Origin of the sequence: Aporhodopirellula rubra, from assembly GCF_014192335.1 — a bacterium.
In the GTDB taxonomy this organism is placed as follows: domain Bacteria; phylum Planctomycetota; class Planctomycetia; order Pirellulales; family Pirellulaceae; genus Rhodopirellula; species Rhodopirellula rubra.
The window spans coordinates 272,486-296,653 of the sequence record NZ_JACHXU010000001.1 but is presented as its reverse complement, the minus strand read 5'-3'; the positions used below and the strand labels follow the sequence as shown (position 1 = coordinate 296,653).

Annotated in this window: 20 protein-coding genes; 11 read left to right on the top strand and 9 right to left on the bottom strand. The window is 57.5% G+C overall.

All coding sequences use genetic code 11. The features are described from left to right. Window positions 1-75 precede the first annotated feature (75 nt). Both FHS27_RS00970 and uppS read left to right on the top strand, forming a co-directional pair. On the top strand, window positions 76-1,344 hold the full coding sequence (locus tag FHS27_RS00970; protein ID WP_184300480.1) for a lactate racemase domain-containing protein: 1,269 nt from the start codon (window positions 76-78) through the stop codon (window positions 1,342-1,344). 38 nt (window positions 1,345-1,382) lie between these two features. Next, window positions 1,383-2,180 carry a polyprenyl diphosphate synthase gene (gene uppS, locus FHS27_RS00965; RefSeq protein WP_009101432.1) on the top strand — a complete coding sequence of 266 codons (798 nt, stop codon included), beginning with the start codon at window positions 1,383-1,385 and terminating at the stop codon, window positions 2,178-2,180. A 32-nt stretch (window positions 2,181-2,212) separates the two neighbouring features. On the opposite strand, the gene tsaB is transcribed toward uppS, so the two are convergent. Further along, window positions 2,213-3,040, bottom strand: a complete 828-nt coding sequence (tsaB, locus tag FHS27_RS00960) for a tRNA (adenosine(37)-N6)-threonylcarbamoyltransferase complex dimerization subunit type 1 TsaB (protein ID WP_246418968.1) — start codon at window positions 3,038-3,040, stop codon at window positions 2,213-2,215. A 124-nt stretch (window positions 3,041-3,164) separates the two neighbouring features. Here tsaB and FHS27_RS00955 point away from each other — a divergent pair, with 124 nt between their 5' ends. Beyond that, window positions 3,165-3,923 carry a metallophosphoesterase family protein gene (locus FHS27_RS00955; protein ID WP_184300477.1) on the top strand — a complete coding sequence of 253 codons (759 nt, stop codon included), beginning with the start codon at window positions 3,165-3,167 and terminating at the stop codon, window positions 3,921-3,923. A gap of 4 nt (window positions 3,924-3,927) precedes the next feature. After that, complete coding sequence (locus tag FHS27_RS00950; RefSeq protein WP_083904904.1) at window positions 3,928-4,686, top strand: metallophosphoesterase family protein; 759 nt, start codon at window positions 3,928-3,930, stop codon at window positions 4,684-4,686. 133 nt (window positions 4,687-4,819) lie between these two features. On the opposite strand, the gene FHS27_RS00945 is transcribed toward FHS27_RS00950, so the two are convergent. Continuing rightward, window positions 4,820-7,690 (bottom strand): 2-oxoglutarate dehydrogenase E1 component, encoded by a 2,871-nt coding sequence (locus tag FHS27_RS00945; RefSeq protein ID WP_184300474.1) that lies wholly within the window; start codon window positions 7,688-7,690, stop codon window positions 4,820-4,822. Between the two features lie 499 nt (window positions 7,691-8,189). On the opposite strand from FHS27_RS00945, the gene FHS27_RS00940 reads away from it, so the two are divergent. Together FHS27_RS00940 and FHS27_RS00935 are read left to right on the top strand one after the other, a co-directional pair. Beyond that, window positions 8,190-9,971 carry an ABC-F family ATP-binding cassette domain-containing protein gene (locus tag FHS27_RS00940; RefSeq protein ID WP_184300472.1) on the top strand — a complete coding sequence of 594 codons (1,782 nt, stop codon included), beginning with the start codon at window positions 8,190-8,192 and terminating at the stop codon, window positions 9,969-9,971. A gap of 497 nt (window positions 9,972-10,468) precedes the next feature. Then, window positions 10,469-11,755 carry a M14 family metallopeptidase gene (locus FHS27_RS00935; protein WP_184300469.1) on the top strand — a complete coding sequence of 429 codons (1,287 nt, stop codon included), beginning with the start codon at window positions 10,469-10,471 and terminating at the stop codon, window positions 11,753-11,755. Window positions 11,756-11,789: 34 nt separating this feature from the next. On the opposite strand, the gene FHS27_RS00930 is transcribed toward FHS27_RS00935, so the two are convergent. The 6 genes from FHS27_RS00930 to FHS27_RS00905 all read right to left on the bottom strand — a co-directional run bounded on the left by FHS27_RS00930 (window position 11,790) and on the right by FHS27_RS00905 (window position 17,747). Beyond that, entirely contained in the window at window positions 11,790-12,932 is a 1,143-nt protein-coding gene (locus FHS27_RS00930) for a M20 family metallopeptidase (RefSeq protein ID WP_246418967.1), read from the bottom strand. 56 nt (window positions 12,933-12,988) lie between these two features. Further along, window positions 12,989-14,407, bottom strand: coding sequence for a hypothetical protein (locus FHS27_RS00925; protein WP_184300463.1), 1,419 nt, complete (start codon window positions 14,405-14,407; stop codon window positions 12,989-12,991). Then, complete coding sequence (locus tag FHS27_RS00920) at window positions 14,404-15,291, bottom strand: 2-phosphosulfolactate phosphatase (protein ID WP_246418966.1); 888 nt, start codon at window positions 15,289-15,291, stop codon at window positions 14,404-14,406. The genes FHS27_RS00925 and FHS27_RS00920 overlap by 4 nt, the downstream gene beginning before the upstream one ends. Then, complete coding sequence (locus FHS27_RS00915) at window positions 15,263-15,544, bottom strand: CPXCG motif-containing cysteine-rich protein (protein WP_009101457.1); 282 nt, start codon at window positions 15,542-15,544, stop codon at window positions 15,263-15,265. Before FHS27_RS00915 ends, FHS27_RS00920 begins: the two co-directional genes overlap by 29 nt. A gap of 117 nt (window positions 15,545-15,661) precedes the next feature. Further along, window positions 15,662-16,447, bottom strand: a complete 786-nt coding sequence (locus tag FHS27_RS00910; RefSeq protein WP_184300460.1) for an arginyltransferase — start codon at window positions 16,445-16,447, stop codon at window positions 15,662-15,664. A 178-nt stretch (window positions 16,448-16,625) separates the two neighbouring features. Continuing rightward, entirely contained in the window at window positions 16,626-17,747 is a 1,122-nt protein-coding gene (locus FHS27_RS00905; protein WP_246418965.1) for a hypothetical protein, read from the bottom strand. A 208-nt stretch (window positions 17,748-17,955) separates the two neighbouring features. Here FHS27_RS00905 and FHS27_RS00900 point away from each other — a divergent pair, with 208 nt between their 5' ends. Continuing rightward, on the top strand, window positions 17,956-18,741 hold the full coding sequence (locus FHS27_RS00900) for a hypothetical protein (RefSeq protein WP_246418964.1): 786 nt from the start codon (window positions 17,956-17,958) through the stop codon (window positions 18,739-18,741). A gap of 44 nt (window positions 18,742-18,785) precedes the next feature. Here the strand turns inward: FHS27_RS00900 and FHS27_RS00895 are convergent, their stop codons facing one another. Then, window positions 18,786-19,670, bottom strand: coding sequence for a phosphatase PAP2 family protein (locus FHS27_RS00895; RefSeq protein ID WP_315854458.1), 885 nt, complete (start codon window positions 19,668-19,670; stop codon window positions 18,786-18,788). A gap of 558 nt (window positions 19,671-20,228) precedes the next feature. Here FHS27_RS00895 and FHS27_RS00890 point away from each other — a divergent pair. The 4 genes from FHS27_RS00890 (at window position 20,229) to FHS27_RS00875 (ending at window position 24,095) form a co-directional block, all read left to right on the top strand. Then, window positions 20,229-20,546 carry a co-chaperone GroES gene (locus FHS27_RS00890; protein WP_009101465.1) on the top strand — a complete coding sequence of 106 codons (318 nt, stop codon included), beginning with the start codon at window positions 20,229-20,231 and terminating at the stop codon, window positions 20,544-20,546. A gap of 58 nt (window positions 20,547-20,604) precedes the next feature. Then, a complete protein-coding gene (gene groL, locus FHS27_RS00885) occupies window positions 20,605-22,224 on the top strand; it encodes a chaperonin GroEL (RefSeq protein WP_184300456.1) in 1,620 nt (539 codons plus the stop codon). Between the two features lie 284 nt (window positions 22,225-22,508). Continuing rightward, window positions 22,509-23,372 (top strand): ABC transporter permease, encoded by an 864-nt coding sequence (locus FHS27_RS00880; protein ID WP_009101468.1) that lies wholly within the window; start codon window positions 22,509-22,511, stop codon window positions 23,370-23,372. Between the two features lie 54 nt (window positions 23,373-23,426). After that, window positions 23,427-24,095: an SCO family protein gene (locus FHS27_RS00875; protein WP_184300454.1), complete on the top strand. Its 669-nt coding sequence runs from the start codon at window positions 23,427-23,429 to the stop codon at window positions 24,093-24,095. The last annotated feature ends 73 nt before the right edge of the window (window positions 24,096-24,168 follow it).

The window sequence follows — 24,168 nt, the reverse complement described above, 5'->3', positions numbered from 1 at the left end:
AGTAGACTGCCACCACCTCCCCCGGCCGCCAATTTTCGACGTTTTCGCTCACAACGACACTTCTGGATCATCCCCGTGACCATTTATTACGCCAACGGTTCACCCACGACCTCTCTGACAACGGACGATCTTCGTTCGGCGTTGGAAACGACATTTGCAGCGATCTCGGCGCCGAAGAAGGTGCTGCTGTTGCCACCCGACCAGACGCGTTTGTTCAGCCGAGCAGGCGAACTGACGGTCCTGTCTCACGAACTGTTGGGCGATCGCGTGACCGACATCATGCCGGCCCTCGGAACCCATTCCGCGATGACGCCGGCGCAGCTCGATCACATGTTCCCGGGCATCCCTCACGATCTGTTTCGTCCACACCGATGGCGAGATGACGTCGTGCAATTGGGCGAGGTTCCCGCCGATTTCGTTTCCAATGCCACCGACGGCATCTACACGAAGAGTTGGCCCGCGGAGGTCAATAAATTACTGCGTGACGGTAACCACGACCTGATCTTTTCGATCGGCCAAGTCGTCCCCCACGAGGTCATCGGCATGGCCAACTACAACAAAAATGTATTCGTGGGCACCGGCGGCGTTTCGGGGATCAACGAAAGCCATTACCTCAGCGCGATGGTCGGCATCGACCAAACATTGGGAATCGCCGACACTCCTCTCCGCCAAATTCTCAACTACGCTCAGGATCACTTCTGCCAGGACATGCCGCTGCTCTATGCCTTGACGGTGATCGAATTGCTCAAGGACGGTACGAAGTTAATGCGGGGTCTTTATATCGGCGACGACCACGAAACCTTTTACGCGGCCGCCGAACTGTCACGCCAAGTCAACATCAGGCACCTGCCACGGGCACCGAAACACGTTGTGGCGTATCTCGACCCGAGTGAATTCAAGAGCACGTGGTTGGGCAATAAAGCGATCTACCGGACCCGCAAAGCGATTGCGACCGGCGGGCGTCTCACCGTACTCGGACCGGCCGTCGAAGAGTTCGGCGAAGACAAACGGATCGATCAACTGATCCGCAAATACGGATATCGCACCAAGAGCGAAGTCATGCAGTTGGTCGCCGAAAACAAGGACCTCGCCGGCGACCCGTCAGCCGCCGCACACCTCGTCCACGGGTCACCGGAAAACCGTTTCGATGTGGTTTACGCGGCAGGAAAACTCACCGACGAGGAAATCCGCTCGGTCGGGTTCATCCCAGGCGATTTGAATGCTCTGATGCAACGATATGATATCAACACGTTGCAGGATGGCTTCCATGAGGACATCGACGGGACGGAATTCTACTTCGTTCAGAACCCCGCACTCGGTTTGTGGGAAGCCCCGTTGGACTGACCTCGCTCAAACCGCACACTGACTTTTCGATCGTTTCAATGTCAATCTCACGCCCTTCGACCCCGGACGAACCCTTGAACCCGGAGACGCCCTCAACGTCGCCCGCCTCAGCCGAGTCCGCATCCTCTGGCTCCGCACCTCGCCACGTCGCGATCATCATGGACGGCAACGGGCGGTGGGCTCAGAGCCGAGGTTTGCCGCGAATCGAAGGGCACCGGCGGGGCGTCGCAACGGTTCGCCGGACCACCGAACTCGCATCGCGGCTGAAACTCGACGCACTGACTCTCTATTGTCTGTCGAGCGAAAACTGGAAACGCCCCAAGACGGAACTCGACTTCCTGATGCACTTGCTGCGTCAATATTTGATCGAAGAACGACGCACTTTGTTGGAACAGAACCTTCGTCTGCGGTTCATCGGACGTGTCGACCGGCTCGACGCGAAGGTGTTGCGAGAGGTCGAACGGACTCAAAAGCTTTGCCGCGACAACACCGGCACCGAACTCGTTCTCGCCGTTGATTACGGCGGACGAGACGAACTCGCTCGCGCCACTCGCAAACTGGTCCAGGATGCACTGGACGGCAACGTTTCGCCGGAATCGATCGATGAATCGGCGATTGCAGGCAAACTCGACACCGAGGGACTCGCGGAAGTCGACCTGATGATCCGCACCGGCGGCGACATGCGGATCAGCAATTTCCTGCTTTGGCAAATCAGTTACGCGGAATTGTGGTTCACGCAGAAATGCTGGCCCGAGTTTGAGGACGCCGACTTCCATGAAGCCTTGGCGGACTTCGGTGAGCGCACCCGTCGCTTCGGCGGGCTGGTTTCGTCCTAAGACCAACGCGTTCTTGAGTTGCCTAGCAGCAGCTATTCGATCGCGCCGCTCGCCTTTTCTTCCGCTGCACTGGGCCGCAGATAATCAGGAACGAGATCCATCGCGGGCGTCGTTTCACCGCGTTGCAGCATCGCTGCCCCGATGCGTCCGACGCCGACCGCTCGGATTTCGTCGTCACCGAACCACTGTTTGGGTGAGAGCGAGATCCCAACCCGGTCAAAAACGACACGATCGCCCATTAAAAACATTTTTTTTTCGTCGCTCAGATGCGGTGCCTCGTCGCACCCGCTTCCCTCGATCGCATCCTCACCAACGGACCGCTGCAGTTCGGCCGCCCACTGATCGGCGGAAATGAGATCGATTTCAGGAACCCGATCGTTTGAAAACAAACCGCGGTAAACCTGCCCGCGGTAGGCGGACAATCCGACGAGCACGGATCCTCGAGTTGGGCTCGGTTGCTCCGGCGTCGCCTGATTCGGACATGCTAACTCGGCGATCGCGGCGAGCGAATTGACCGCAACGACCGGGATTTGCAGTGCATAACTCAATGTTTTCGCGGTCGTGACAGCGATTCTCAAACCCGTGAATGAGCCAGGCCCCACCGCCACGGAAATACCGCCGAGCGTCTCGAATGCTCGCCCGGGGAAAAATTCCTCGACGAGATTTGAAATCTCCAGAGCTAAACTCGAGGCTGCCCTCGCTGCCGAATCGAGCGGACGGGCCGCGATCAGCCGGTCGCCTCGCATCAGCGCGATCGACCCGTCACGCCCGATGACTTCGATCGCGAGCGAATCCAGAACGGTCGCTCGATCCGGTGAGTCAGATAATTCCTGCTGCATAGGTTGTTGCACAAAATTCATACACGCTACAATCCGACGCCACCGCGGACGATAATGAATCGACCGACTGCGGTCCGAAGCCTACGATGGCAACGGGAGAGAAGCGTTTTTAGGTCCGAGTTTTACTAGGTTTTCGAGAGATTTCGTGAAGCGAGCGTTGATAAGCGATATCCACGGTAACCTCGAGGCCTTGCAGGCCGTGATGGCAGATATCGATGCAATCGGCGTCGATGAAATCTACTGTCTCGGCGACATCATCGGCTATGGCCCCAATCCGTGCGAGTGCCTCGACCTAGTAATGCGCCGGTGCAAGCACACGATTTTGGGAAACCACGATCAGGCGGCGTTGTTCGATCCAGACGGCTTCAACCCGATGGCCCTGCGAGCGATCTACTGGACCCGCGATCAACTCGACGCGGGCAACGGCAGCCAATCGCAAGTCAACGCACGTTGGGATTTCCTCGGTGAACTGCCTCGGTTCATCAATGATGAGCCATACCGATTCGTGCACGGATCCCCTCGTGACCCGACGAACGAATACGTTTTCCCTGAATACGTGTACGACACCCGCAAAATGGAAATCTTGTTCAGCAAGATTGACCAGTATTGCTTCATGGGACACACGCACCTGCCCGGCGTGTTCACGACATCCTGCGAATTCATTTCGCCCGAAGAGTGCGACAACACCTACACGCTCGGTTCGACCAAATTGCTGATCAACGTCGGCAGCGTCGGCCAACCGCGTGACGAGAACAACCGTTCTTGCTACCTGATCCTCGACACCGATTCGAACACGATCACTTATCGACGGGTTGAATACGACATCGAAGCGACTGCATCTAAGATTTACAACGAACCCGATCTCGACAATGCGCTCGGCGATCGACTCAAACGGGGACACTGATCGGGTGACGCGTACAGCAATCTTGAGCGACATTCACGGCAACCTCTCTGCCCTGAACTCCGTGTTGGAAGATATCGCCTCGCAAAGAGTCGATCGCATCGTGTGCCTAGGAGACGTCGTTGGCTACGGCCCCGAACCGTGTGCCTGCCTGGACAAAGTGATGGAGTTCGCGTTCTGCGTTCTCGGCAATCACGACAGCAGCTCGCTGTTCGACCCCGAAGGTTTCAATGTGGCCGCCGAGCAGGCGATTTTCTGGACGCGTAGCCAACTCGAGAAAATTGGCGACGATCCCGAAGCGAGCCGCCGCCGGATCGACTATCTCTGCCAATTGCCGCGCACGGTCCGCGAAAACGATTGGCTCTTCGTTCACGGGTCGCCGCGTGGGCCGACAAATGAGTACGTCTTCCCCGAAGACACCCAGAATCTCAAGAAGATGGAAAAGCTGTTTTCCCTCGTGCCACGCCTGTGCTTCCAAGGGCACACCCACGTGCCGGGCGTCTTCACCGCCGACCATCGTTTTATCCGACCGGCCGAAACCGGAACCGGTTACTCGCTCGGCGACCCCAACGCCAAACTGATGATTAACGTCGGCAGCGTTGGGCAACCCCGCGACGGCGATCCCCGCAGTTGCTATGTAATTGCGGAACCGGGCGTGCTCGAATTCCGTCGCGTTGAATACGACATCGAATCCACGGTGCGAGCAATTGAGGCCGAAAGCGACCTCGATAACTTCTTGGGCTACCGCCTCCGCGAAGGCCGCTGATCGACGGACAGCCGTTTTACCTCAGCGGCTTGCATTCCGCTCGCCCCTGATTAATCCTGCAGGGAGCGCAGCTGCCTTCGGTTAACCACAGCCACGCCGCCGCGGCACATCCGCAGACGGCAGGACACGAACGCTACTGAAGTCCCTCGAACGCGGACTTCAACAGATCCGCCTGTTCCAGTTTGTGGGCCGCCATGCTTCCGGTACTCGGGCTCGCCGATTCCGTTCTCGTGGCTTTGGACAAACGGAACCGTTTCGACAGCTCGTCGCCGAACTTGAATTTCATGTAAGGCCACGCCCCCATGTTTTCCGGCTCGTCCTGGATCCAACGGATCTCGGTGCCATCGGGAAGCCCTTCGAGGGACGCCATCAACTCGTCGATTGCCAACGGGTAGAGCTGTTCGACACGCATGATCGGCACGCCTTCGATTTCTCGATCGCTACGTTCCTGCAACAGGTCGTAGTAGATTTTACCCGTGCACAACAACAATCGCCGTGCTTCCGCGAGCGGAACCTTGCGATCGGGCAGGATCTTTTGAAAGCTGCCGTTGGCAACAATCTTCAGCGGGCTGGTCACCTCGGAGTGACGCAGCAGGCTCTTCGGCGTCAACACGATCAACGGCTTCCGCCATTTGCGAATCACTTGGCGACGCAACAAATGGAAGTACTGCGACGGGGTAGTCGGCTGGCAAATCTGAATATTGTGCTCCGCCGCCATTGCGAGCCATCGTTCGATCCGCGCGCTACAGTGTTCAGGGCCCTGGCCCTCGAAACCGTGTGGCAGCAACATCACCAAGCCCGACAAACGATCCCACTTGTCTTCGGCACTGGCGATGAACTGGTCGACGATCACCTGGGCGACATTCCAGAAGTCACCGAACTGGGCCTCCCAAACGCATAGCCCGGTCGGGCAATCGAGCGAGTAGCCGTATTCGAATCCGAGCACACCGGCTTCGCTGAGCGGGCTATTATACAGCTCCAACCGGGCCTGGCCCTTGCTGATATGTTCCAGCGGCGTGTACGTGTTGCCGTCACGAACGTCGTGCAAGACCGCGTGCCGGTGACTGAACGTCCCCCGCTGGCAATCCTGGCCCGTCATCCGAATCGGATGCCCTTGGTCGAGCAACGAGGCGAACGCAGCCAATTCCGCCGCCGCCCAGTCCAACGGTCGTTCTCCAGCGGCCATTTCGCGGCGCTGTGCCATCGGGCGTTTGAGTTTCTTGTGCGACGCAAATCCCTCAGGCAGCCGTGTCAACGAATCGAGCAAACGACTGAGTTCCTTGACGTCGATGGTCGTATCAACGATTTCATCCGGCTCAGGACCACCGAAATACTCACTCCAATTGGCCGCGAGCGTTTGCGTGTCCGGAACGAACGTCTCGTTCTTGCTGGCTTCGAATTCACGCTCCAGCTTCTCGGTTCGCTCCTTGCTGATCTCCTCCGCTTCCTCCTCGGTGATTTTGCCGAGTTTGAGCAACCGGTTGAGGTATTGCTGTCGAACTCCCGCACGCCGGTCAATTTCGGCATACATGCGTGGTTGAGTGAAACGCGGCTCGTCGCCCTCGTTGTGCCCCCAACGTCGGTAGGCGTACAAATCGATAACGACGTCCCGCTGGAATTCTTTCCGGAAATCCATCGCGAGCGAAACGACCTGAGCGACCGCCTCGGGGTCTTCGCCGTTGACGTGGAAGATCGGAATTTGCAGCATTTTCGCGACATCGGTCGCGTACGTCGTGCTGCGTCCGTCATTCGGCTCGGTCGTGAACCCGACCTGGTTATTGATAACGACGTGCAGCGTCCCGCCGGTGCGATAACCGGGCAGTTCGCTAAGGTTAAGCGTTTCCTGGACGATACCTTCGCCGGCGAACGCCGCGTCACCGTGGACGAGGATTGTCATCACTTCTTTGCGAGAGGCATCGCCACGATTGTCTTGTTTGCAGCGACAACGTCCCTGCGCGACCGTATTGACGAATTCCAAGTGGCTCGGGTTGAAACACAGCGAGATATGCAGCGAATCACCTGACGCGGTCCGCCAATCGCTGCTGTATCCCAAGTGATAACGCACGTCACCGCCGCCCCGGCTGAGCTCGGGCGTCGGGTCATCGAACGACCAGAAGATATTCATGGCCCGCTTCTTGAGGATGTTCGCCATCACGTTCAGACGACCGCGGTGGGCCATCCCCATCACGACTTCCTGCACCTTGTGCTGGCCCGCCTTCTCCAACGCCAAATCCAACAGCGGGATCAGACTCTCGGCTCCTTCGAGCGAGAACGTTTTGGCACCGACGAATTTCCGACGAACGAATTCCTCAAAAATGCTCGCATCCGCCAACCGGGTGTAAATCCGCCGCTGCCTCTCGTACGACAGATCGAGGCGGTTTTCGGTCGTTTCCATGCGTCGCTGCAACCAATCGCGAATATTGCGATTGTCGATGTGCATGAACTGGGCGCCGATGCTGCGGCAGTAGGTTTGCTGCAGTTTCTTGAGAATCACGTCGAGCGTGCTGCCGGTAACGTTCTCGAGAACGCTGCTGTCGAACGGTCGAGCCAAATCCTGATCGCTCAATCCGTGACTCTGTGGCGACAACTCGGGACATCCGTTTTCGAACAGACCGAGCGGATCGAGTTTGGCGACCAAGTGCCCGCGAACACGATATTCCCGGACCAACTGATCGATCCGATCCTGAATGCGGGCGAGCCACAACGCCTGGTCAACGTTCTGATTTCCCGTCGATCCCGCAGGCGTGTCACCATTCGCACCGGAATGGTCCTCGGAACTACGAGGCTGAGTCACTCCCGCAACTCTCGCCGATCCACCGATGGGGCCGGCCGACCGCGTGCGGGAAGTTCCTGCCCCGGCGGGAGGAGGCGTGTCCTGCACCTGAGCCCCCGCTCCGACTAGAAACTGCTCGAAATACTGACGCCATGTTTCTGACACACTCGACGGGTCACGCACATACTGCACGTACAAATCGTCGATGTAATCCAACGAATAACTATTCATGAGCGAGGGCGGCGGCTTCGCCGCAAGGCGGCGACCGACGAGTTGGCTTCGAAGGGGAGAGGTAGAGCTTCCAAAGACGAGGTGGCTTTGAAGGCGATGGATGGATAAACGTCAGGTGCGTTTCAATAATGACCGGTGCAATTCACTCCCGCCGAGTGCAAACCCCCAGCCGAACGCAATATCCAGCCGAACGCAATATCCCGCCGAACGCAAACCCCTGCCAAACGCCAGCCTTGCTCCGCGGCGACAAATCGCCCCCAGCGAAACACGAACAACGGTTGAGCAGAACGTTGGCGAGACGATTTACGACCAGTGGGGCTATTCACAAAGCGAATTGCGGCGATTTATTTTGTCGCATTCTTGTTGGCTGGATACTTTACGCACCGAACGCCTGAGTGGGTAGGCAAGACTGGGTGAACTTTTTCGTCTTTCTCGCTACGTTGTTGGGCCCAAGTTCGTTTTCCTGACGCTTTCAATTTCCTTTACATTTTTCTGATTCATGGCCGTTCTGATTCAACTCCGCGACGCGCACAAACGCTTTGGCGATCAAGTCCTGCTTGACGGAGCCAACGTGAGCCTTACCGATGACGTCAAAGTCGGGTTCGTGGGACGCAACGGCGCCGGGAAATCCACCCTCCTGCGCATCCTCCTGGGCGAGGAAGAAGTCGAAAAAGGCGAGGTGATTCACCATCCCAGCCTGAGAATCGGCTATCTCCGACAACACGACCCGTTCCAGGAAGGCGAATCCGCTCTCGATTTCCTGATGCGAGACAGCGGCGCGCCCGATTGGCAGTGCGGTCAGGTCGCCGGTCAATTTGAACTCAAGGGCGAATATCTCGAAGGCCCCGTCAAGGCACTCTCCGGCGGGTGGCAGACGCGTGTCAAATTGGCCGCACTTCTGCTGCACGACCCCAACCTGCTCATGCTCGACGAGCCGACGAACTTCCTCGACCTGAGAACCCAAATCCTGCTCGAACACTTCCTGAAGGATTTCAACAAGGCCGCCCTTATCGTCAGCCACGACCGCGCGTTCCTCCGGGCCACCTGCAGCCAAACGCTCGAACTCGGCAAAGGTCAACTGACCATGTTCCCGGGCAAAATCCATGACTTCCTGGAATTCCGCGAAGAACGCCGTGAACACGACCGACGCGTCAACGCCACCGTCATCGCCAAACAAAAACAACTCAAACAGTTCATCGAAAAGAACCGCGCGAACGCGTCCACGGCCAGCCAAGCACGCAGCAAAGCCAAACAACTCGAAAAACTACAAACCGTCGAACTGCACGTCGACGAACCAACGGTCAACATCCGGGCTCCCCGCGTCCAACCCCGACAGGGAACCGCCGTCCGCTGCGACCAACTCGCGATCGGTTATCCCGACCACCGTGTCGCCGAAGACATCTCGCTCGAAATCGAACACGGACAACGCGCCGCGATCGTCGGTGACAACGGCCAAGGCAAAACGACGATGCTGCGAACCCTCGTCCACTCGCTCGAACCGCTCGAAGGGACTCTCAAATGGGGACACGGAATCGAAATCGGCACCTACGCCCAACACGTCTACAGCAGCCTCGACGAACGGCAAACCATCCTCGAACACCTCGAGTACGCGTCTGACCCTGACACCACAAGGCAAGACGTCTTGGCGATGGCCGGAGCACTGCTGTTTCGGGATGAAGCGATTCAGAAAAAGATCAAAGTCCTCAGCGGTGGCGAGCGAGCACGCGTCTGCATGGCCAGCCTGTTGCTAGGCACCGCCAACGTCCTCGTGCTCGACGAACCCGGTAACCACCTCGACGTCGAAACCGTCGAAGCACTCGCCGAAGCATTGCGTCTCTACAAAGGAACCGTGATCTTCACGAGCCACGATCGACACTTCATGGCTCGCGTCGCAACCAACGTCATCGAAGTCCGCGATGGACGAGTGCGAAACTACTTCGGTAGCTACGACACCTACTGCGAAGCGGTCGAGAAAGAAGTCTCCGAAGGCGAACGCCAACGCAACGCCGCCGCGGGCAAAACAACCACTTCAGACAACTCCTCGAAGAACGCGTCTAAAAACGATCGCAAGAATCAAAAGGACCAACGCAAGACAGGCAAGGAACTGAAGAACCTCGAACGCAAGATCGCGAAACTCGATGACGAAAAACGCGAACTCAACGAGAAACTGCTGACCGAAACCAATCCCACCGACGCGGTGCGTCTGCACGACCAGATCAAAGCGATCGAAGTCGAACTGAGCGAAGCGGAAGAAAAATGGATGGAACTGAGCGACTTCTAACGGTTCATCACGGCTGAAAGCCCACGTCGGCTTCGATAAGAAGTGCCGACGATACCGAACGCCAACGCGGACAAACGTTCGGTCTTCGGTAAACGTTGGGGTTCGGTAAACGTTGGGGTTCGGTAAACAACGAGTTGCCACCGCACAGCAAACGATCGACGACAACCTCGCCGCCAAAAGGCTGAACACCCGCAACTTTTGCGGATCGGCCGGGATGACCACGGCGAGGAATTAGACTCCCGTTCGGCGGCGTCATAAAATGAATAATCCGCAGGGTGTGACGTCGTCTTGACGTTTCGAGCGACGACTCACCCCTGCGGCTCCGGTGCACCAATGCAGGCTTGAGCTTTTCTGGCTCTCCGCGGACACCCGTCCTAGCCGCTCCCACCCGGTGACCGGTGTCAAAAGGACGCACCCACGTTCACCATGGACGACGCCATGACACAAAGGCGCGGGTACGGTTGAGAAACAACTCTGCCCCGTCGATTGGATGTCCGATGCGCACTTGCAAACTCTCCCGATCCGGTTCGTTGGCCATCGCATCGATGTTGACGTTGTTGACAGCCATCGCGCCGAGCCATTCGCATGCGTTTGACCCGAACTACGACAGCAACCGCGACCAATCCGCGATCCGATTCGTTTCGGAAGACCAAAGCGTTTGTATCCGCAGCGACTTTCCCGGCGGACGCGTCAATGAATGTGTGCAAATCGGGCCACAACAATTTGACCTCGTCATCCGCCCCGAACACCAACCGATCAACGACAGCGCGTGGTACGCGTTTCAGGTCAGAGCAACGCGGCCGTGCGAATTAACAATCCGGCTTCGCTACGACGGCGGCTCTCATCGCTATTCACCTTTGATCAGCCACGACGGCGAATCATGGTTCCCCGCCGAACGACTCGTCACCGCCGTTCATCCGTTCGGCAAACAGGCGATCCTCAAAATACGTGTCGATACGAAACCGCTGTGGGTGTCCGCTCGACAACTCATGACAAACGACGCCGTCGATTCTTGGATCAACGAGATCGCCAAACGAGACTACGTGGAACAGGACGTGATCGGATACTCGGTTGAAAATCGACCGATTCGCCGACTAAAGATCACCGAGTCATCGTCAACGGCGACAATCTTCTTGATGGCTCGGCAACACCCGACTGAAATCTCAGGAATGATCGGGCTGATGCGTTTCGTCGAAGCGATCTCGGAGAAAACGACGCGTGCCTCGCAGTTCCGACAACAGTTCAACACCGTCGTGGTGCCCACAGCGAACCCCGACGGAGTTGCCAGAGGACATTGGCGGTGCAACGCCGCCGGCGTCGACCTGAACCGCGACTGGAAACACTTCACGCAACCCGAAACTCAAGCGTTGCGGCGCGAACTCCTCAGCCATCGAACCGCCGGTCGACGCTCGCTCTACCTGTTCCTGGATTTCCACTCGACGTACGAAGACGTGTTCTACACCGCCGAAGACGTTGACCAAGCTTTCCCGCCGAACTTCACCTCAACGTGGCTCGAAGCCTTGCAGCAACGCTTCGCATGGTACGACGTCAACCATGACTCCAACCACAACTCGAATCGATGCACGTCCAAAGCCTGGGTCCGCGACACACTCGACGTTGCCGCCGTCACGTATGAATTTGGCGACGCCACCCAACCTCGCCAGATCGCGGAACTCGCTCAGGGAAGTGCCGAGGAAATGATGCGTTTGCTAACTCAGCGACGCCAATCCCATCTCCAACAACAGCAACGCTTGGTCAGCGTCCGCAACGACCCGACGCCCTAACCCACCATCGCAGTCGCTTCGGCAATCCCGCGAATCAGCGGTCTAAAGACAAACGGTTCGTGATGTACCGTTTGCAAATGCGGTAATACGTCACCATCGACTCGATATCGATCCATTCGTCAATCGAGTGCAAATTACCAACCAACGGACGAGACAAATTCACGGGGATGCCGTGGTCGCGAAAGAAACGTCCGTCACTGCCACCGGATGCTCGCACCATGGCAACATCCTTGCCCGTGATCTCTTTCGTCGCTTCGCTAAACAACGGGTCGGGCGCCAAATGAGTCGGTTCGGCTGTCATCAACGTCTCCAACGTACAGCCAGGCCCTAGAATCTCGGTCACCTCCTCCAACATCGACGCGACGTCGTGCGGCGGCGGAAATCGGATATCCACTACCGCGGACGCTCGCGAGGGAATTCGGTTCACAGTGGTGTTCTCCGTTTCACACAACGTGATACTGCACGTGGGAAACCAGTGATTAACCTGTTCGTCGATCGGTTCGGATGGCCAGTAGGTTGCGAAGTGATTCCCCAGCCGCGTGAGCCTTAACATCAAACGTTCGATTGCATTCTCGCCCAACCAAGGCCTCGCCCCGTGAGCTTCACGACCGGCCTGCGTGATCCGGGCGTGAATCACCCCTTTTTCTTCGACTGTGATATCGCACAACGAACCGCCATCGGGAATGATCGCGACTCCGCAACGAAGCCCAACATCGTCGACCAAAAACCGAACGCCGTCGGCACCGCCACGTTCTTCGTCCGACGTGACGGCGAGTCCCACACTCGCCCCGGGATGATGTCGATGCAGAGCCCGCATCAACTCGACCATGATCGCAATTTGCCCTTTCATGTCCCCACTACCGGGACCATAGATGCGGCCGTCTTCGACATGAGAGTGGTAGCCATCGGGCTCGGAATGCTCGATCACATCGAGATGCCCACACAACAAAACGTCCGGTGAATCGCAACCATGCGGTCGAACCACCAATGACTGATGCCCATTGCGTTCATAACTGTCCAAACGCAATCCCTCGGTCGCATCGAGATGATGACGAAGGAATTCAAAGCATCGCGTGCGTTCCTCCGGACGGCTTTCGGTACTCGCGATCAAAATCATATCGCGGGTCAACGAGGTCAAACGCGACTTCAGGCTTTCATGATCGTTCGTAGAAGACAATAGGTTTCCGTCGTTCGAGGGTTTGAAAAAAATGCATGACGCAGCGGTCCAGACGTCTAATCGCGATCCGCCGTCCATCCACCCGGCAAGTCTTCTTCGGCCAAACTGAGGTAGCGACGACACTCCTGCGAATCTTCGCCAATACAGATGAACTGTCCCTTGTGAACCAATCCGTCGCGACCAAAGTTGAAATTCAAAGGCAACACTCCGGAACGGCGCCCTAAATGAAATAGGTGCCCCTTTTCCTCGAGTGTCTTCAATAGAACCGACGATGTGACCGGATGCGTTAACCGCAAATTGCGCAGCAGCCACGCTCCCGAAGGATGAAAATGCTTGGCCAACAACGATGGATACGTCGCGCCCGTCACCCTGGCGTTGATCTCGCAAACGTAAACGTCCGGTTCCGCCTGCCCCACACGCTCCACCACCAACCAATCAATACTCGCCGTTCCGCGGTACCCTGTCTCGTGGAGCCATCGACCGACTTGGGTGGCCTGCCGAATCGTTTCGTCGCGCAGTCCAGGCATGGTCTCGATGTAGGGCGGTGGCGATTCATTGCCCTCATGTATGTTGTGCTCGCTCAGAATTTGCTCCGTCATGTCAAACGCATAAACGTGCGTTTCATCTAAGAACAACTGAGTGCTCGGACTGCGAATCTGCTCCACCCCGAGTATGCCCGGCGCGAGCCAACCCTGAACCAAACAAGGCCCTTCGTGGAAAAAGTACGAGGGCACGTCTGCGAGCGTTTCGGCGTTCCCAAGGTTCGTCAACTTCATCATCCCCACGCCGGACGCGCCGATCTGCGACCGGACCACGGCACTGTCAAAACCTTGTGCATGCAACCTTTCGGCGCAGCTCGCGATTTCCTTCGGCCCGCTGGCAAACTCGGTCGGGACGGTTGGTAAACCTTGCTCGACCAAAAACCGCTGCAACAACCCTTTGTTGTTTCCCGCCTGACTGGCACACGTTGTTGAGATCGTACGGCAGCCCAAACGTTCCGCCAGTTGAGGCAAAACCGCATCGGTCACGTACCCATCCGCCCATGTCTCGACGGACGACGAACCAACTGAACTGAGCGGATCATGCGGCTTCAACACTTCGCTCAAAGACGCTTGCGGATCTTCCGTCAGCAGACGCCCCAATCTCACGTAGTCGCCATGCGGCAAAACGCTGATTCGCGGCAACGTCAGCCCTAGGTCCTCCGAAAGATAGCGGCACAACGCAGGATCCGGCTTTCTCTCGACCACCAAAACGTTGTCTGGCCCCTCAAACAGAATATCTAAGATCGGGATCAGCCTCGCACTATACGAATCCAGCTCACCGACCTCTTCGCTCAAAACGCGAGTCTGTTCTTCGTTGCCAAAAAAGAGCGATAACAGGTTGGCAAAAAAGACCGCTCGACGGGACCACATCGGTGGCATTTGACCGTGAGTATCAACGAAGAGCGGACCGTCGACATGAGCCGATGAATTCATTTGCCAATGAACCTTGCCGGGGAAAGGCGATCACGTTGGGGGACGTTGTCGAAGACATCGATGCTACCACAATCGACAAGATCCTGTCCGTACCCGGCGGCAACCATGTTTCGCCCGCCATCGGTCAATGCCAGCCGCTGAGCCAACGAATCGGAATCGGTAACCTTGTCGTGGGTGATGCAGTGCTGCCAGGCGGCCAACGCGATCGCCCCGGAATCATTCACCAGATCAATCGGCCCGTCGTAAAAACGCGCCGTGTCGCTGAGCTTGCGATGACAAACCGCAATCAATGCTCCCGCCAACAAAACATCTTCTCCGGTCACTGCACCATTCGTGCCAGCGCACACAATTCGCACGCGGCCTGACGTGCGAATCGGCTGCCCGCCGGCGAACTGCTCATCCGCATTCGCTTCGGCGGCTGACTCAACCGTCACCTCACGAATGATCGCATCGGCCACTGCGCTGAGGTTGGCGAAACACGCTAACAGCATCACATCGCAATCCGACGCCGCTTCGATCGCGCGCGTCCCGTTGGTCGTGGTCATCACGATATCGCGATCGCCGACTCCCGCGGGCGAATATTCACTCGGAGAATTCCCGTAATCGAACCCTTCGATCGGCCGACACTCACGCTCGCCGCACAACAGAGGCACGGAATCCGGCGCCGCGGCGTTCTTCATTTCAAACGCTTGTTCGATTTCCATACACGTCGTGACCGATCGTGCACCCGCAGCGATCGCGGTGGTGATCACGGTGGTCGCACGCAGAACATCAATGACGACACAAACACGCGCACGAGATCGCTCGTGAGGAGCGACCGCGGAGGGAGACAACCAGGTTTCGATTTGCATCAGTTCAATATCGATCTTGTTCGGGTTCGGCATGCACGGTGACACGGTCATCGTCGAAGTGAACGTGGATCACACTGGGACTGCAACAGACAGGGCAATCCTCGACATAGGTTTGATCCTGACCGCCACCGAGGTCAACCGGGATCACGATCTCTTCGCCACAATTGTCACAGACATAGGTGGCATCGTCATCGACATGCGAGAGCTGTGAATCATCGTCGAGAGTTTCGTCCAGCTCACTGGTTTCATTGAATTCGTCATCGAACTCGATATCGTCAATGCTCATCGTATCGGTATCCTTTCACGTACACCGTCAGACTTTACGCGGAATCAGTCGAGCGACCACCTTGAGTCTACCGGTTCGCCAACGCTCGGGCGAGACTGCGAGCCCCATACGTGACGGTTAGTCGCTATCGATGTTTTCCCACTTTCCGTTCCGCAGACGCTGCTGAGGAACAAACCGAGACTTGTAATTCAGATGCGAATTGCTGCTGACGTACAACCCGAGATAAGCCCACTGACGATGATGCTCGGCGGCCCATTGCATTTGCATCAATACGGCCAAAGTCCCGGGACTGTAACGCGACGCCGCAGGATCAAAATGCGTGTAAACCGCGTTGACGCTGTTGTCCCCCACATCCATGATCGAAATGCCGATCAACTGATCCCCTTTCCGGATCTCTAGTTCGAGTGTCGGCCAACACGAATCCGTTAAGAAAGCGTGGTATTCCGTTTCGCCGATCGCGGGACTGTTGCCAAGACTGCGTCCCACCCGATGCGCGTTGTACAGCGCCACGCGTGTCTCATCGACGACAGGCATCTGCCACGTCAATGTGAGTTCCTTTTCAGCCCGGCGAAGCACTCGCTTGAACGATCCACCGAGACGGAACTTCGACACCTCCACGCGAGTCGGCTCACACGCGTAACAGGGTGCACACCGCGTGTAATACAACAACGTGCCGCTGCGACGGAACCCTCCCTCGAGCAACCGATCCACGTCTTCACCGCCGAGCGTTTGGATCGGGTAATACAGCGGCATCCGCGCGACCGTCGAGTCGAGATACGGACACTCCGACAACGAATCCTGCACTTGCATCAAACGGCCCAACACCGGCAACGCGTGAGCGGGAAACCCATCGGGAGTAGACGTCGTCACGAAACCAATCACCTGAGCGAGAACGGGAGGCATACCAACCACATCCCATTCTACCAAACTTGCCCAGCAATAAACTCACTTGCTGTGCCGCGACGCCTTGTGCCGTGATTTGACGATGCCCACGTCGCGGAAAGCGGGATGCCTCAGCACATACAATACAAGCCGCCGCCAAACTCACGTCGAGCGGTACTCGACGTCGATTTTCAACAACCTAGCGAAACCACTGCGACAACGCGGCCGCATGAATCATGTCAAACGCCGACGCCGTTGGCGACTCTTCCACATCAGGTCGCAAATATTCACCAATCATATGGTCAGTTCGATCAGAATCGTTCTCGATACGATGCATCCATAGCGATTTCAAGTTTCCAACGCTATCAAACAGATCGGGACGCAGGATCAGCAGCGCACTGTCGGCGACATCGCGATTGGCCTGCGGAAGCGAAGGATTCTTTGCCACTTTCTGCCGAATCGCGTCCGTCATCGAAGCACGCGTTAACCACGCGATTGTTTCGCGAGTCGGTGATGCCACCGACAACTCATAATCTTTGGCATGAGCGGTCGTGCGTTCGATATCGATCCCATAGCGAGCCAACTCCAAATCGTGACCGGCGAGCTGACCGATGAGCACATCAATCCATCGTTCGATCATACAACGCAAACGATTCAATCGAACCGCATCACTGACGGTGCAACCGCGTCGGTCGAGAATCGCGGCCTGCACGCGGTTACGGGCTTCCAGATGCGAGAGATAAATCGCCTGTGCGATCGGCGAAAATTCATCACGATGTCCCGCCCGGTCGCTCCCCTCGGCGATTGCCGCAATCACGCGGGTGAGTAACTCACTGGCGAGGATCTCCTCGAGTACCCCCATGTGATCCTGCCACCAGCACCGCATCCGATAGTGGTTGCCGCTGTTCTTCGCACGATTGAAACGAGCGAGCGTTTGATGCCACAAGTCCAACCGGACTCGAGACGCCGTCCAGTAGCTATTGATCGCTTCGGGCGGAACCGTGGAATGCCGATACAGCAGCGCAGGCCCGTGGTGGGCAATCACGGCGGCAAGTTCGGCGAGTTGGACAACGTGCATACGGATCGTGGGGGCACAATGGAATCGAACGGACTGCGACACGAAACGCGGGTGCGTCTGCATCGCCCCCGATGCGTAGCTCCCCCCGGACGCGAACTGATCCGCTAATGCATCCACCGTGCCCACAGCGTTCGAAACCTCACCAATCCCCACCACCGCAAACCATAAACAACTGCGGCACAGACACTTACGCCGACCAACAGCCTCCGCTTCCCCGGCCGCTGATGTGTTGCGTTTTTGCAACAGGAGTGGCGTTTTTGATCTAACTGAGGCGTTCTTGCGCTGCGTATTTGACCCGGTGGGCACTCTTTAGTTTCCCCCAATCAAGTCCCCGATCAACGCAGCCACGGGAGCGATCATGCCAGCGACCACAAACCCCTCCACCTCCAAAACCAACACCGCCTCTCACAGGCAGACGCCCCTGACAGGAGAACCGGCGGTCAGTAGCACGATGTCCGGCATCGTAACGCCCGAACGCACAACGCCCACAAAGTCATCCTCCAATAACACAGGCCCCCATCTCCCGACCTCCAAAGAACAGAGCACCACCGCGCAGAGCACCACCGCAAGACTGCGCACCACCGCAAGACTGCCGCTGGCTCTCAAACTTGGCTACACCGCGTTCATGGCGGTCCTGATTCCTTACTACTGGATCGAATACGGCCCGACCAACTTCGTTTACTTCTGCGACATTGCCCTCTTTCTGACACTTGCCGCAGTTTGGACCGAACGCCCGTTGCTCGCCTCCATGGCCGCCGTTGGTATCACGATCCCTCAAATGCTCTGGCAAGTCGATTTCCTCGGTAACCTGATGAACGTACCGGTCACGGGAATGACCAACTACATGTTCGATCCCGAAATTTCGATCTTCGCACGAGGACTCTCATTCTTTCACTTCTGGCTGCCGATTCTGTTGATCGGGATCGTGGTGAAAATCGGGTACGATCGCCGCGCATTCTGGGCATGGACGATCGTCGCATGGGTGGCAATGCTGGTGAGCTACTTCCTGCTTCCCGTACCAGGCGATGCACTGGAGTACGCGAACCAACCCCACAACGTAAACTACGTCTACGGAATGAGCAGCGAGGCACCTCAAACCATCATGCCGTCGTGGACATGGCTGAGCATGATGCTCGCCGGTTTACCGCTGGCGATCTACCTGCCCACGCACTCACTACTCGCGTGGGTCGACACTCGACGTCGAACTGCAACCGGCAATTCCGACTCGAACGCGTGATTCCAATCTCCCGTGAATCAGCCGACATAGTAGAAAGCGAGGGCTTAGGCCGCCCGTTCGTTGATATGAGATTCTTCCTGCCCCGAAGTCATCGGAACAACATGCCCTTCACCGGGATCACTGTCCGTTGACGTCTCCTTGGTTGGTAACGTCTCAGAACTAAGTGCGGGCGGCATCTCTGCATTGGGTTCAGCAGACGCGGCGACCGGTTCATGACGTCGCCGACGTCGAGGCTCTGGAGCCATTCGGTCAAAGAGCGTTCCCATCAGTTTCGGGTGATAGCAAACGTACGCCCATAACAACCCGATCGCGACGCCACCACATGCATCACTCAAAAAATGCGTGCCCGTGTTGAGTCGCTGCAGCAGCACGCCCACCCAAATCGTCGCAAAGAGCACCCTGCCGCGTGGCAGCAGGATCCAAAGACCGATCGTCAGTGCGGTGGCCGTCACCACATTACCGCTGGGAAAGGCTCGCGTGCTAGCATCAAACGCCGCAATTTCGCTGAGGTTCCAGTCGAACGCCCACAGCCAGGCCGATTCACTACCGACGAATTCGAGATTGAGATTGCTCGGCCGCGGACGGAGCACAAACATTTTCGTAATCGTTGCCAATGCTCCGCCACCGAGGGCGAGCGTCGCCAATCGTGGCACCTGCCAACGCAACCGTGGAGCCAGCAACATGATGCTCATCAGCACCAAAAAAACGCCCGTTCCGTGCGAAAAAACCAACGACAGTTCGAGCGCCGAATCGAGGTCACGCGACAACGGCGAAGTCTCAAAATACCGAGCCACGCTGGTATCCACCAACGTCAACACGGGCACCATCAACAGCATGATCGCGGCCATATAGACCAGCGTGATCGGACGATACAGCGACGCAGCCTCGGTATTCGACGTCGCGAGCCGTGGTAACTTCGACCGCGACAGCGCAGGAGCCTCCGGTTGCCGAACGTCGAGCCGTGGACTCGCTGGAACGGTGGTATCGAGCCGGGAGGAATCGGATGTGGGGCGATCCAAGGGAGCTTCCTTCTGATCGAGCTTTATTTGGCAATCACGACGTGTCACGTCGCCTTGATCCGTACCCAATCTGGCCCCCACGGCGAAAGATCAGTTGCCACAAACCGCCCCTTTCGAGTCGAAACCGAGCCAAACGGAGGCACGAGCGAGCCCGTTCTTGCCCCCGTCTGCCAATCTGGTCTGGCGAATCGTCTCGGACCGCGTTCCATGCAACCTAAACCACTTACGGCAATAGACTTACGAAACCCAACCAGCCCGTGGCACGCCGATTGCTCATTAGCGGCGTCCAAACGATGGTTGCTGCCACAATGACTCGGATAGGCGTTCGCGCTGATGAATTGACGGCCAACACCTGCCACTGAGCGGCAATCATCCTCCCGGGCAACTCAATCGCATCGCCGATCGGGTCCGCCGACTAAACGTACATAATCCCCTCAATCTGCCCCTCTTAAGAAAGGTCTCACGGACATGGCAACTGCCACGAAGAAGGCTTCGAAAATTCGTTTGCAACCCCTTGGCGAACGAATCGTCGTTCAGCGTGAAGAAAGCGAAAGCACCACCGCTGGCGGAATCGTGCTCCCCGACTCGGCCAAAGAAAAGCCCGCTCGCGGCACCGTGATCGCGATCGGAACCGGCAAACAACTCGATGACGGCACCCGTGCCCCGAGCCAATTGACCGCAGGCGACCGCGTCCTGTTCAGCAGCTACGCCGGCGAGACCGTCGAAATCGACGACGTCGAATACCTGCTCATGCGTGAAGACGACGTTCTTGCCGTCCTCGGCTAGAAACCCGTCACGCCATTCAATTTACAAACTCTCAACCTTTCCACACTTTTAGTTCACCATGCCTAAAATCATTGCATTCGATCAAGAAGCCCGCGAAGCGATCCGCCGCGGTGTTGGCAAACTCGCTCGTGCCGTCAAAGTCACGCTCGGCCCGAAGGGCCGCAACGTCATTTTGCAAAAGAGCTTCGGTAGCCCGACCGTCACCAAAGACGGCGTGACCGTTGCGAAGGAAATCGACCTGGAAGACGTCTATGAGAACATGGGCGCTCGAATGGTCCGCGAAGTCGCCTCGAAAACCAGCGACGTTGCCGGTGACGGAACGACCACCGCAACCGTGATGGCCGAAGCGATCTTCAACGAAGGCCTCAAGGCGGTTGTCGCCGGCGTCAACCCGATCCAAATGAAGTCCGGAATCGAAACCGCTGTTGCCGACATCACCACCCAACTGCACTCGATGGCAGTCAAGGTGAAAGACCAAGAAGCAATGGCAAACGTTGCCACCATCGCCAGCAACAACGACCGCGAAATCGGCAACCTGCTCGCCGACGCGATGAGCAAAGTCGGCAAAGACGGCGTGATCACCGTCGACGAAGGCAAGAGTCTTCAAACCGAACAAGAATGGGTTGAAGGGATGCAGTTCGATCGCGGCTACCTGTCGCCTTACTTCGTCACCGACCCGACCAGCATGGAAGTCGTCCTCGAAGACGCTTACGTGCTCGTCTACGAGAAGAAGATCAGCAACATCAAAGACATGGTGCCGATGCTCGAGAAAGTCGTGCAACAAGGCAAGCCATTGTTGATCATCGCCGAAGACGTCGACGGCGAAGCACTCGCGACCCTCGTCATCAACCGCCTCCGTGGCACGTTCACCGTTGCCGCGGTGAAGGCTCCTGGCTACGGCGATCGCCGCAAGGCCATGATGGAAGACATCGCAATCCTCACCGGTGGCCAAGCCATCTTCGAAGCTCTCGGTGTCAAGCTCGACAGCGTCGACCTGCCACAACTCGGTCGTGCCAAGAAGGTCATCATCGACAAGGACAACACCACGATCATCGAAGGTGCCGGCAAGACCGCCGACATCCAAGCTCGGATCGCCCAAATCCGCCGCGAAATCGAGAACTGCAGCAGCGATTACGATCGCGAGAAACTCGAAGAGCGTCTGGCGAAACTCGCCGGCGGTGTCGCTAAGGTGAACGTTGGTGCGGCGACCGAGAGCGAAATGAAAGAGAAGAAGGCTCGTGTCGAAGACGCACTGCACGCAACCCGCGCAGCCGTCGAAGAAGGCATCCTTCCTGGTGGTGGCGTCGCTCTGTTGCGTGCTTCGGGCAAGGTAAAACCTGCCGACACGCTGACCCACGACCAACTGATTGGTTACAACATCGTCCTGCGTTCATGCCGTGCACCGTTGCACATGATCAGCGAAAACGCTGGCCAAGACGGCGGCATCGTGTGCGAGAAAGTTCTCGCCATGAAGGGCAACGAAGGCTACAACGCCCTCACCGACGTCTACGAAGACCTCGTCAAGGCTGGCGTCATCGACCCGACCAAGGTGACCCGCACCGCACTCGGAAACGCAGCCAGCGTCGCAACCCTGTTGCTGACCAGCGACGCGTTGATCGCCGAGAAGCCAAAGCCCGCCGGTAAAGCCGGACACGGTGGCGACCACGACATGTATTGAGCAAAGTCTCGCGGCTAAACCTCAGCCGTGAACTTGACCCAATAACATCCAAACGAAAAACCCTCTCGAAATCTTCGAGGGGGTTTTTTGTTGGCGAAATCACCGCGCCCCCCCCGCCAAGCCTCCAACCACCATCAACGCTCAACCTCACCTCGCGTTAGTGAACCATCGACGGATCCCGGCCAAGTCCATTTACACTTCCGCGCGGTCGACATAATGTTTTCAATAACGACGCCGCTATCATCGCGAACACCAAAACCGAGCGACTCCGCCGACCTTTCATCATGAACGAACTGCCTCTTTCATCCCGACTCAACGCCGCATGGATGCTGGCCCGGCGTGAATGGACACGCTTTTTCCGACAACGAAATCGCGTCACCGCCGCCGTGCTTCAGCCGCTGCTCTTCTGGCTGCTTTTCGGGACCGGACTGAGCGGCTCGTTCGCGTCCTCGGGCGGCGAGAACTTCATGCAGTTCTTCCTGCCCGGCACGGTCGCCTTGATCGTGCTGTTCACGGCAATTTTCGCCACGATTTCCGTCATCGAAGATCGACGAGAAGGCTTCATGCAATCCGTACTGGTCTCTCCGGTCGGACGATTCCCGGTCCTGCTGGGCAAGGTCCTCGGAGGCGGCGCGATCGCATGGGTGCAGGCGTTACTGTTTCTTGGGCTAGTGTACATCGTCGGCGCCATCACCGGATCGGCAACGCTACCCACGCTATCGACAACGTTTCCCATGCTGGTGCTCCTGCTCGCCGTGATCGCCATCGCAATGTGTGCACTCGGAATGATCGTCGCCTGGCCCATGGAGAGCACCCAGGGCTTCCACGCGATCATGATGCTAGGCCTGATGCCGATGTGGCTACTCGCCGGAACTTTCTTCCCGATCCCCGCATGGAGCCTGAGCGGCCCCGGCCCCGACGGCAACTGGGCAAACTGGGCACTCGCGGGCGTCATGCAAGCGAATCCGCTCAGCTATTCCATGGTGGAACTACGACGCTTGATCAACCCAAACCTGGACCTGTCCGCGGGCGGTTTCGCACCGAGCCCTCTGTTGTGCTGGAACGTCACACTCATCGCGACGGGACTCACTGTCGCGGTCGCCTGGTATTTGATGCGAGGCAGTCGACGCGCGGATACGATGGTATAGAAAGTTGCCATTCCCTGCGGGCGCACAAACCCGCGCAACGAAAACAAACCAATCATGAAAACCACACTCAACGTCATCCTTATCCTCGCGGCCGGATTTGTCGCGGGATTGACCGTCCGCCAGTTCCGAGCCAAATCGACCGCAGGTCCGGCCCCCGGCGAAACCGTCTACACCAACGACAACGCGATCGCGGACAACGCGTCGCTTAAACCCGAAGACATCGAAAACGATTCTCCCACCAAGCCGCCCGAAGACGAAGAGTGGCTCAGCCGCTTCGAGCTCATCGAACGCAGTGGCGAGAAAGTCAGCAGCGAAGATCTCAAGGGCGCTCCCTACGTCGTCAGCTTTTTCTTCAGCACGTGCCCCAGCATCTGTGTGCAGCAAAATCAGAAAATCCAAGAACTCCAAGAACAATTCAAAGACCAGGGCGTGAAGTTCGTCGCGATCTCAGTCGACCCCGAAACCGACACACCCGAAGTACTGCAAGAATACTCGACAAGATTCGGCGCCGATGAAAACCAATGGCTGTTCCTTACCGGCGACCTGACCTACATCAGACGGATCGGTGCTGAAATTTTCCGCCAACCCGTCAGCAAACAATTTCACACCGAACGCTTCGTCCTGGTCGACTCCGAGGGCAAAGTGGAAGGCTTCTACAACTGGCCGGAGAAGAAACAGTTCGCGAAACTGCAAGAACGCATCGCCGAAATGCTCGAAGGCTAGCGACGCCTGAGCACCATCGCCCGCGAGTAGCCGCAGCGCGCCCTCGCGACCCCACCACATCGCGAAAAACACT

Bases quoted from the DNA above. Each gene is read 5' to 3' on its own strand.
- uppS (WP_009101432.1), top strand. From the start codon at position 1,383: ATGTCAATCTCACGCCCTTCGACCCCGGACGAACCCTTGAACCCGGAG.
- tsaB (WP_246418968.1), bottom strand. From the start codon at position 3,040: ATGAATTTTGTGCAACAACCTATGCAGCAGGAATTATCTGACTCACCG.
- FHS27_RS00945 (WP_184300474.1), bottom strand. From the start codon at position 7,690: ATGAATAGTTATTCGTTGGATTACATCGACGATTTGTACGTGCAGTAT.
- FHS27_RS00940 (WP_184300472.1), top strand. From the start codon at position 8,190: ATGGCCGTTCTGATTCAACTCCGCGACGCGCACAAACGCTTTGGCGAT.
- FHS27_RS00935 (WP_184300469.1), top strand. From the start codon at position 10,469: ATGCGCACTTGCAAACTCTCCCGATCCGGTTCGTTGGCCATCGCATCG.
- FHS27_RS00925 (WP_184300463.1), bottom strand. From the start codon at position 14,407: ATGAATTCATCGGCTCATGTCGACGGTCCGCTCTTCGTTGATACTCAC.
- FHS27_RS00920 (WP_246418966.1), bottom strand. From the start codon at position 15,291: ATGCCGAACCCGAACAAGATCGATATTGAACTGATGCAAATCGAAACC.
- FHS27_RS00915 (WP_009101457.1), bottom strand. From the start codon at position 15,544: ATGAGCATTGACGATATCGAGTTCGATGACGAATTCAATGAAACCAGT.
- FHS27_RS00910 (WP_184300460.1), bottom strand. From the start codon at position 16,447: ATGCCTCCCGTTCTCGCTCAGGTGATTGGTTTCGTGACGACGTCTACT.
- FHS27_RS00900 (WP_246418964.1), top strand. From the start codon at position 17,956: ATGTCCGGCATCGTAACGCCCGAACGCACAACGCCCACAAAGTCATCC.
- FHS27_RS00890 (WP_009101465.1), top strand. From the start codon at position 20,229: ATGGCAACTGCCACGAAGAAGGCTTCGAAAATTCGTTTGCAACCCCTT.
- groL (WP_184300456.1), top strand. From the start codon at position 20,605: ATGCCTAAAATCATTGCATTCGATCAAGAAGCCCGCGAAGCGATCCGC.
- FHS27_RS00880 (WP_009101468.1), top strand. From the start codon at position 22,509: ATGAACGAACTGCCTCTTTCATCCCGACTCAACGCCGCATGGATGCTG.
- FHS27_RS00875 (WP_184300454.1), top strand. From the start codon at position 23,427: ATGAAAACCACACTCAACGTCATCCTTATCCTCGCGGCCGGATTTGTC.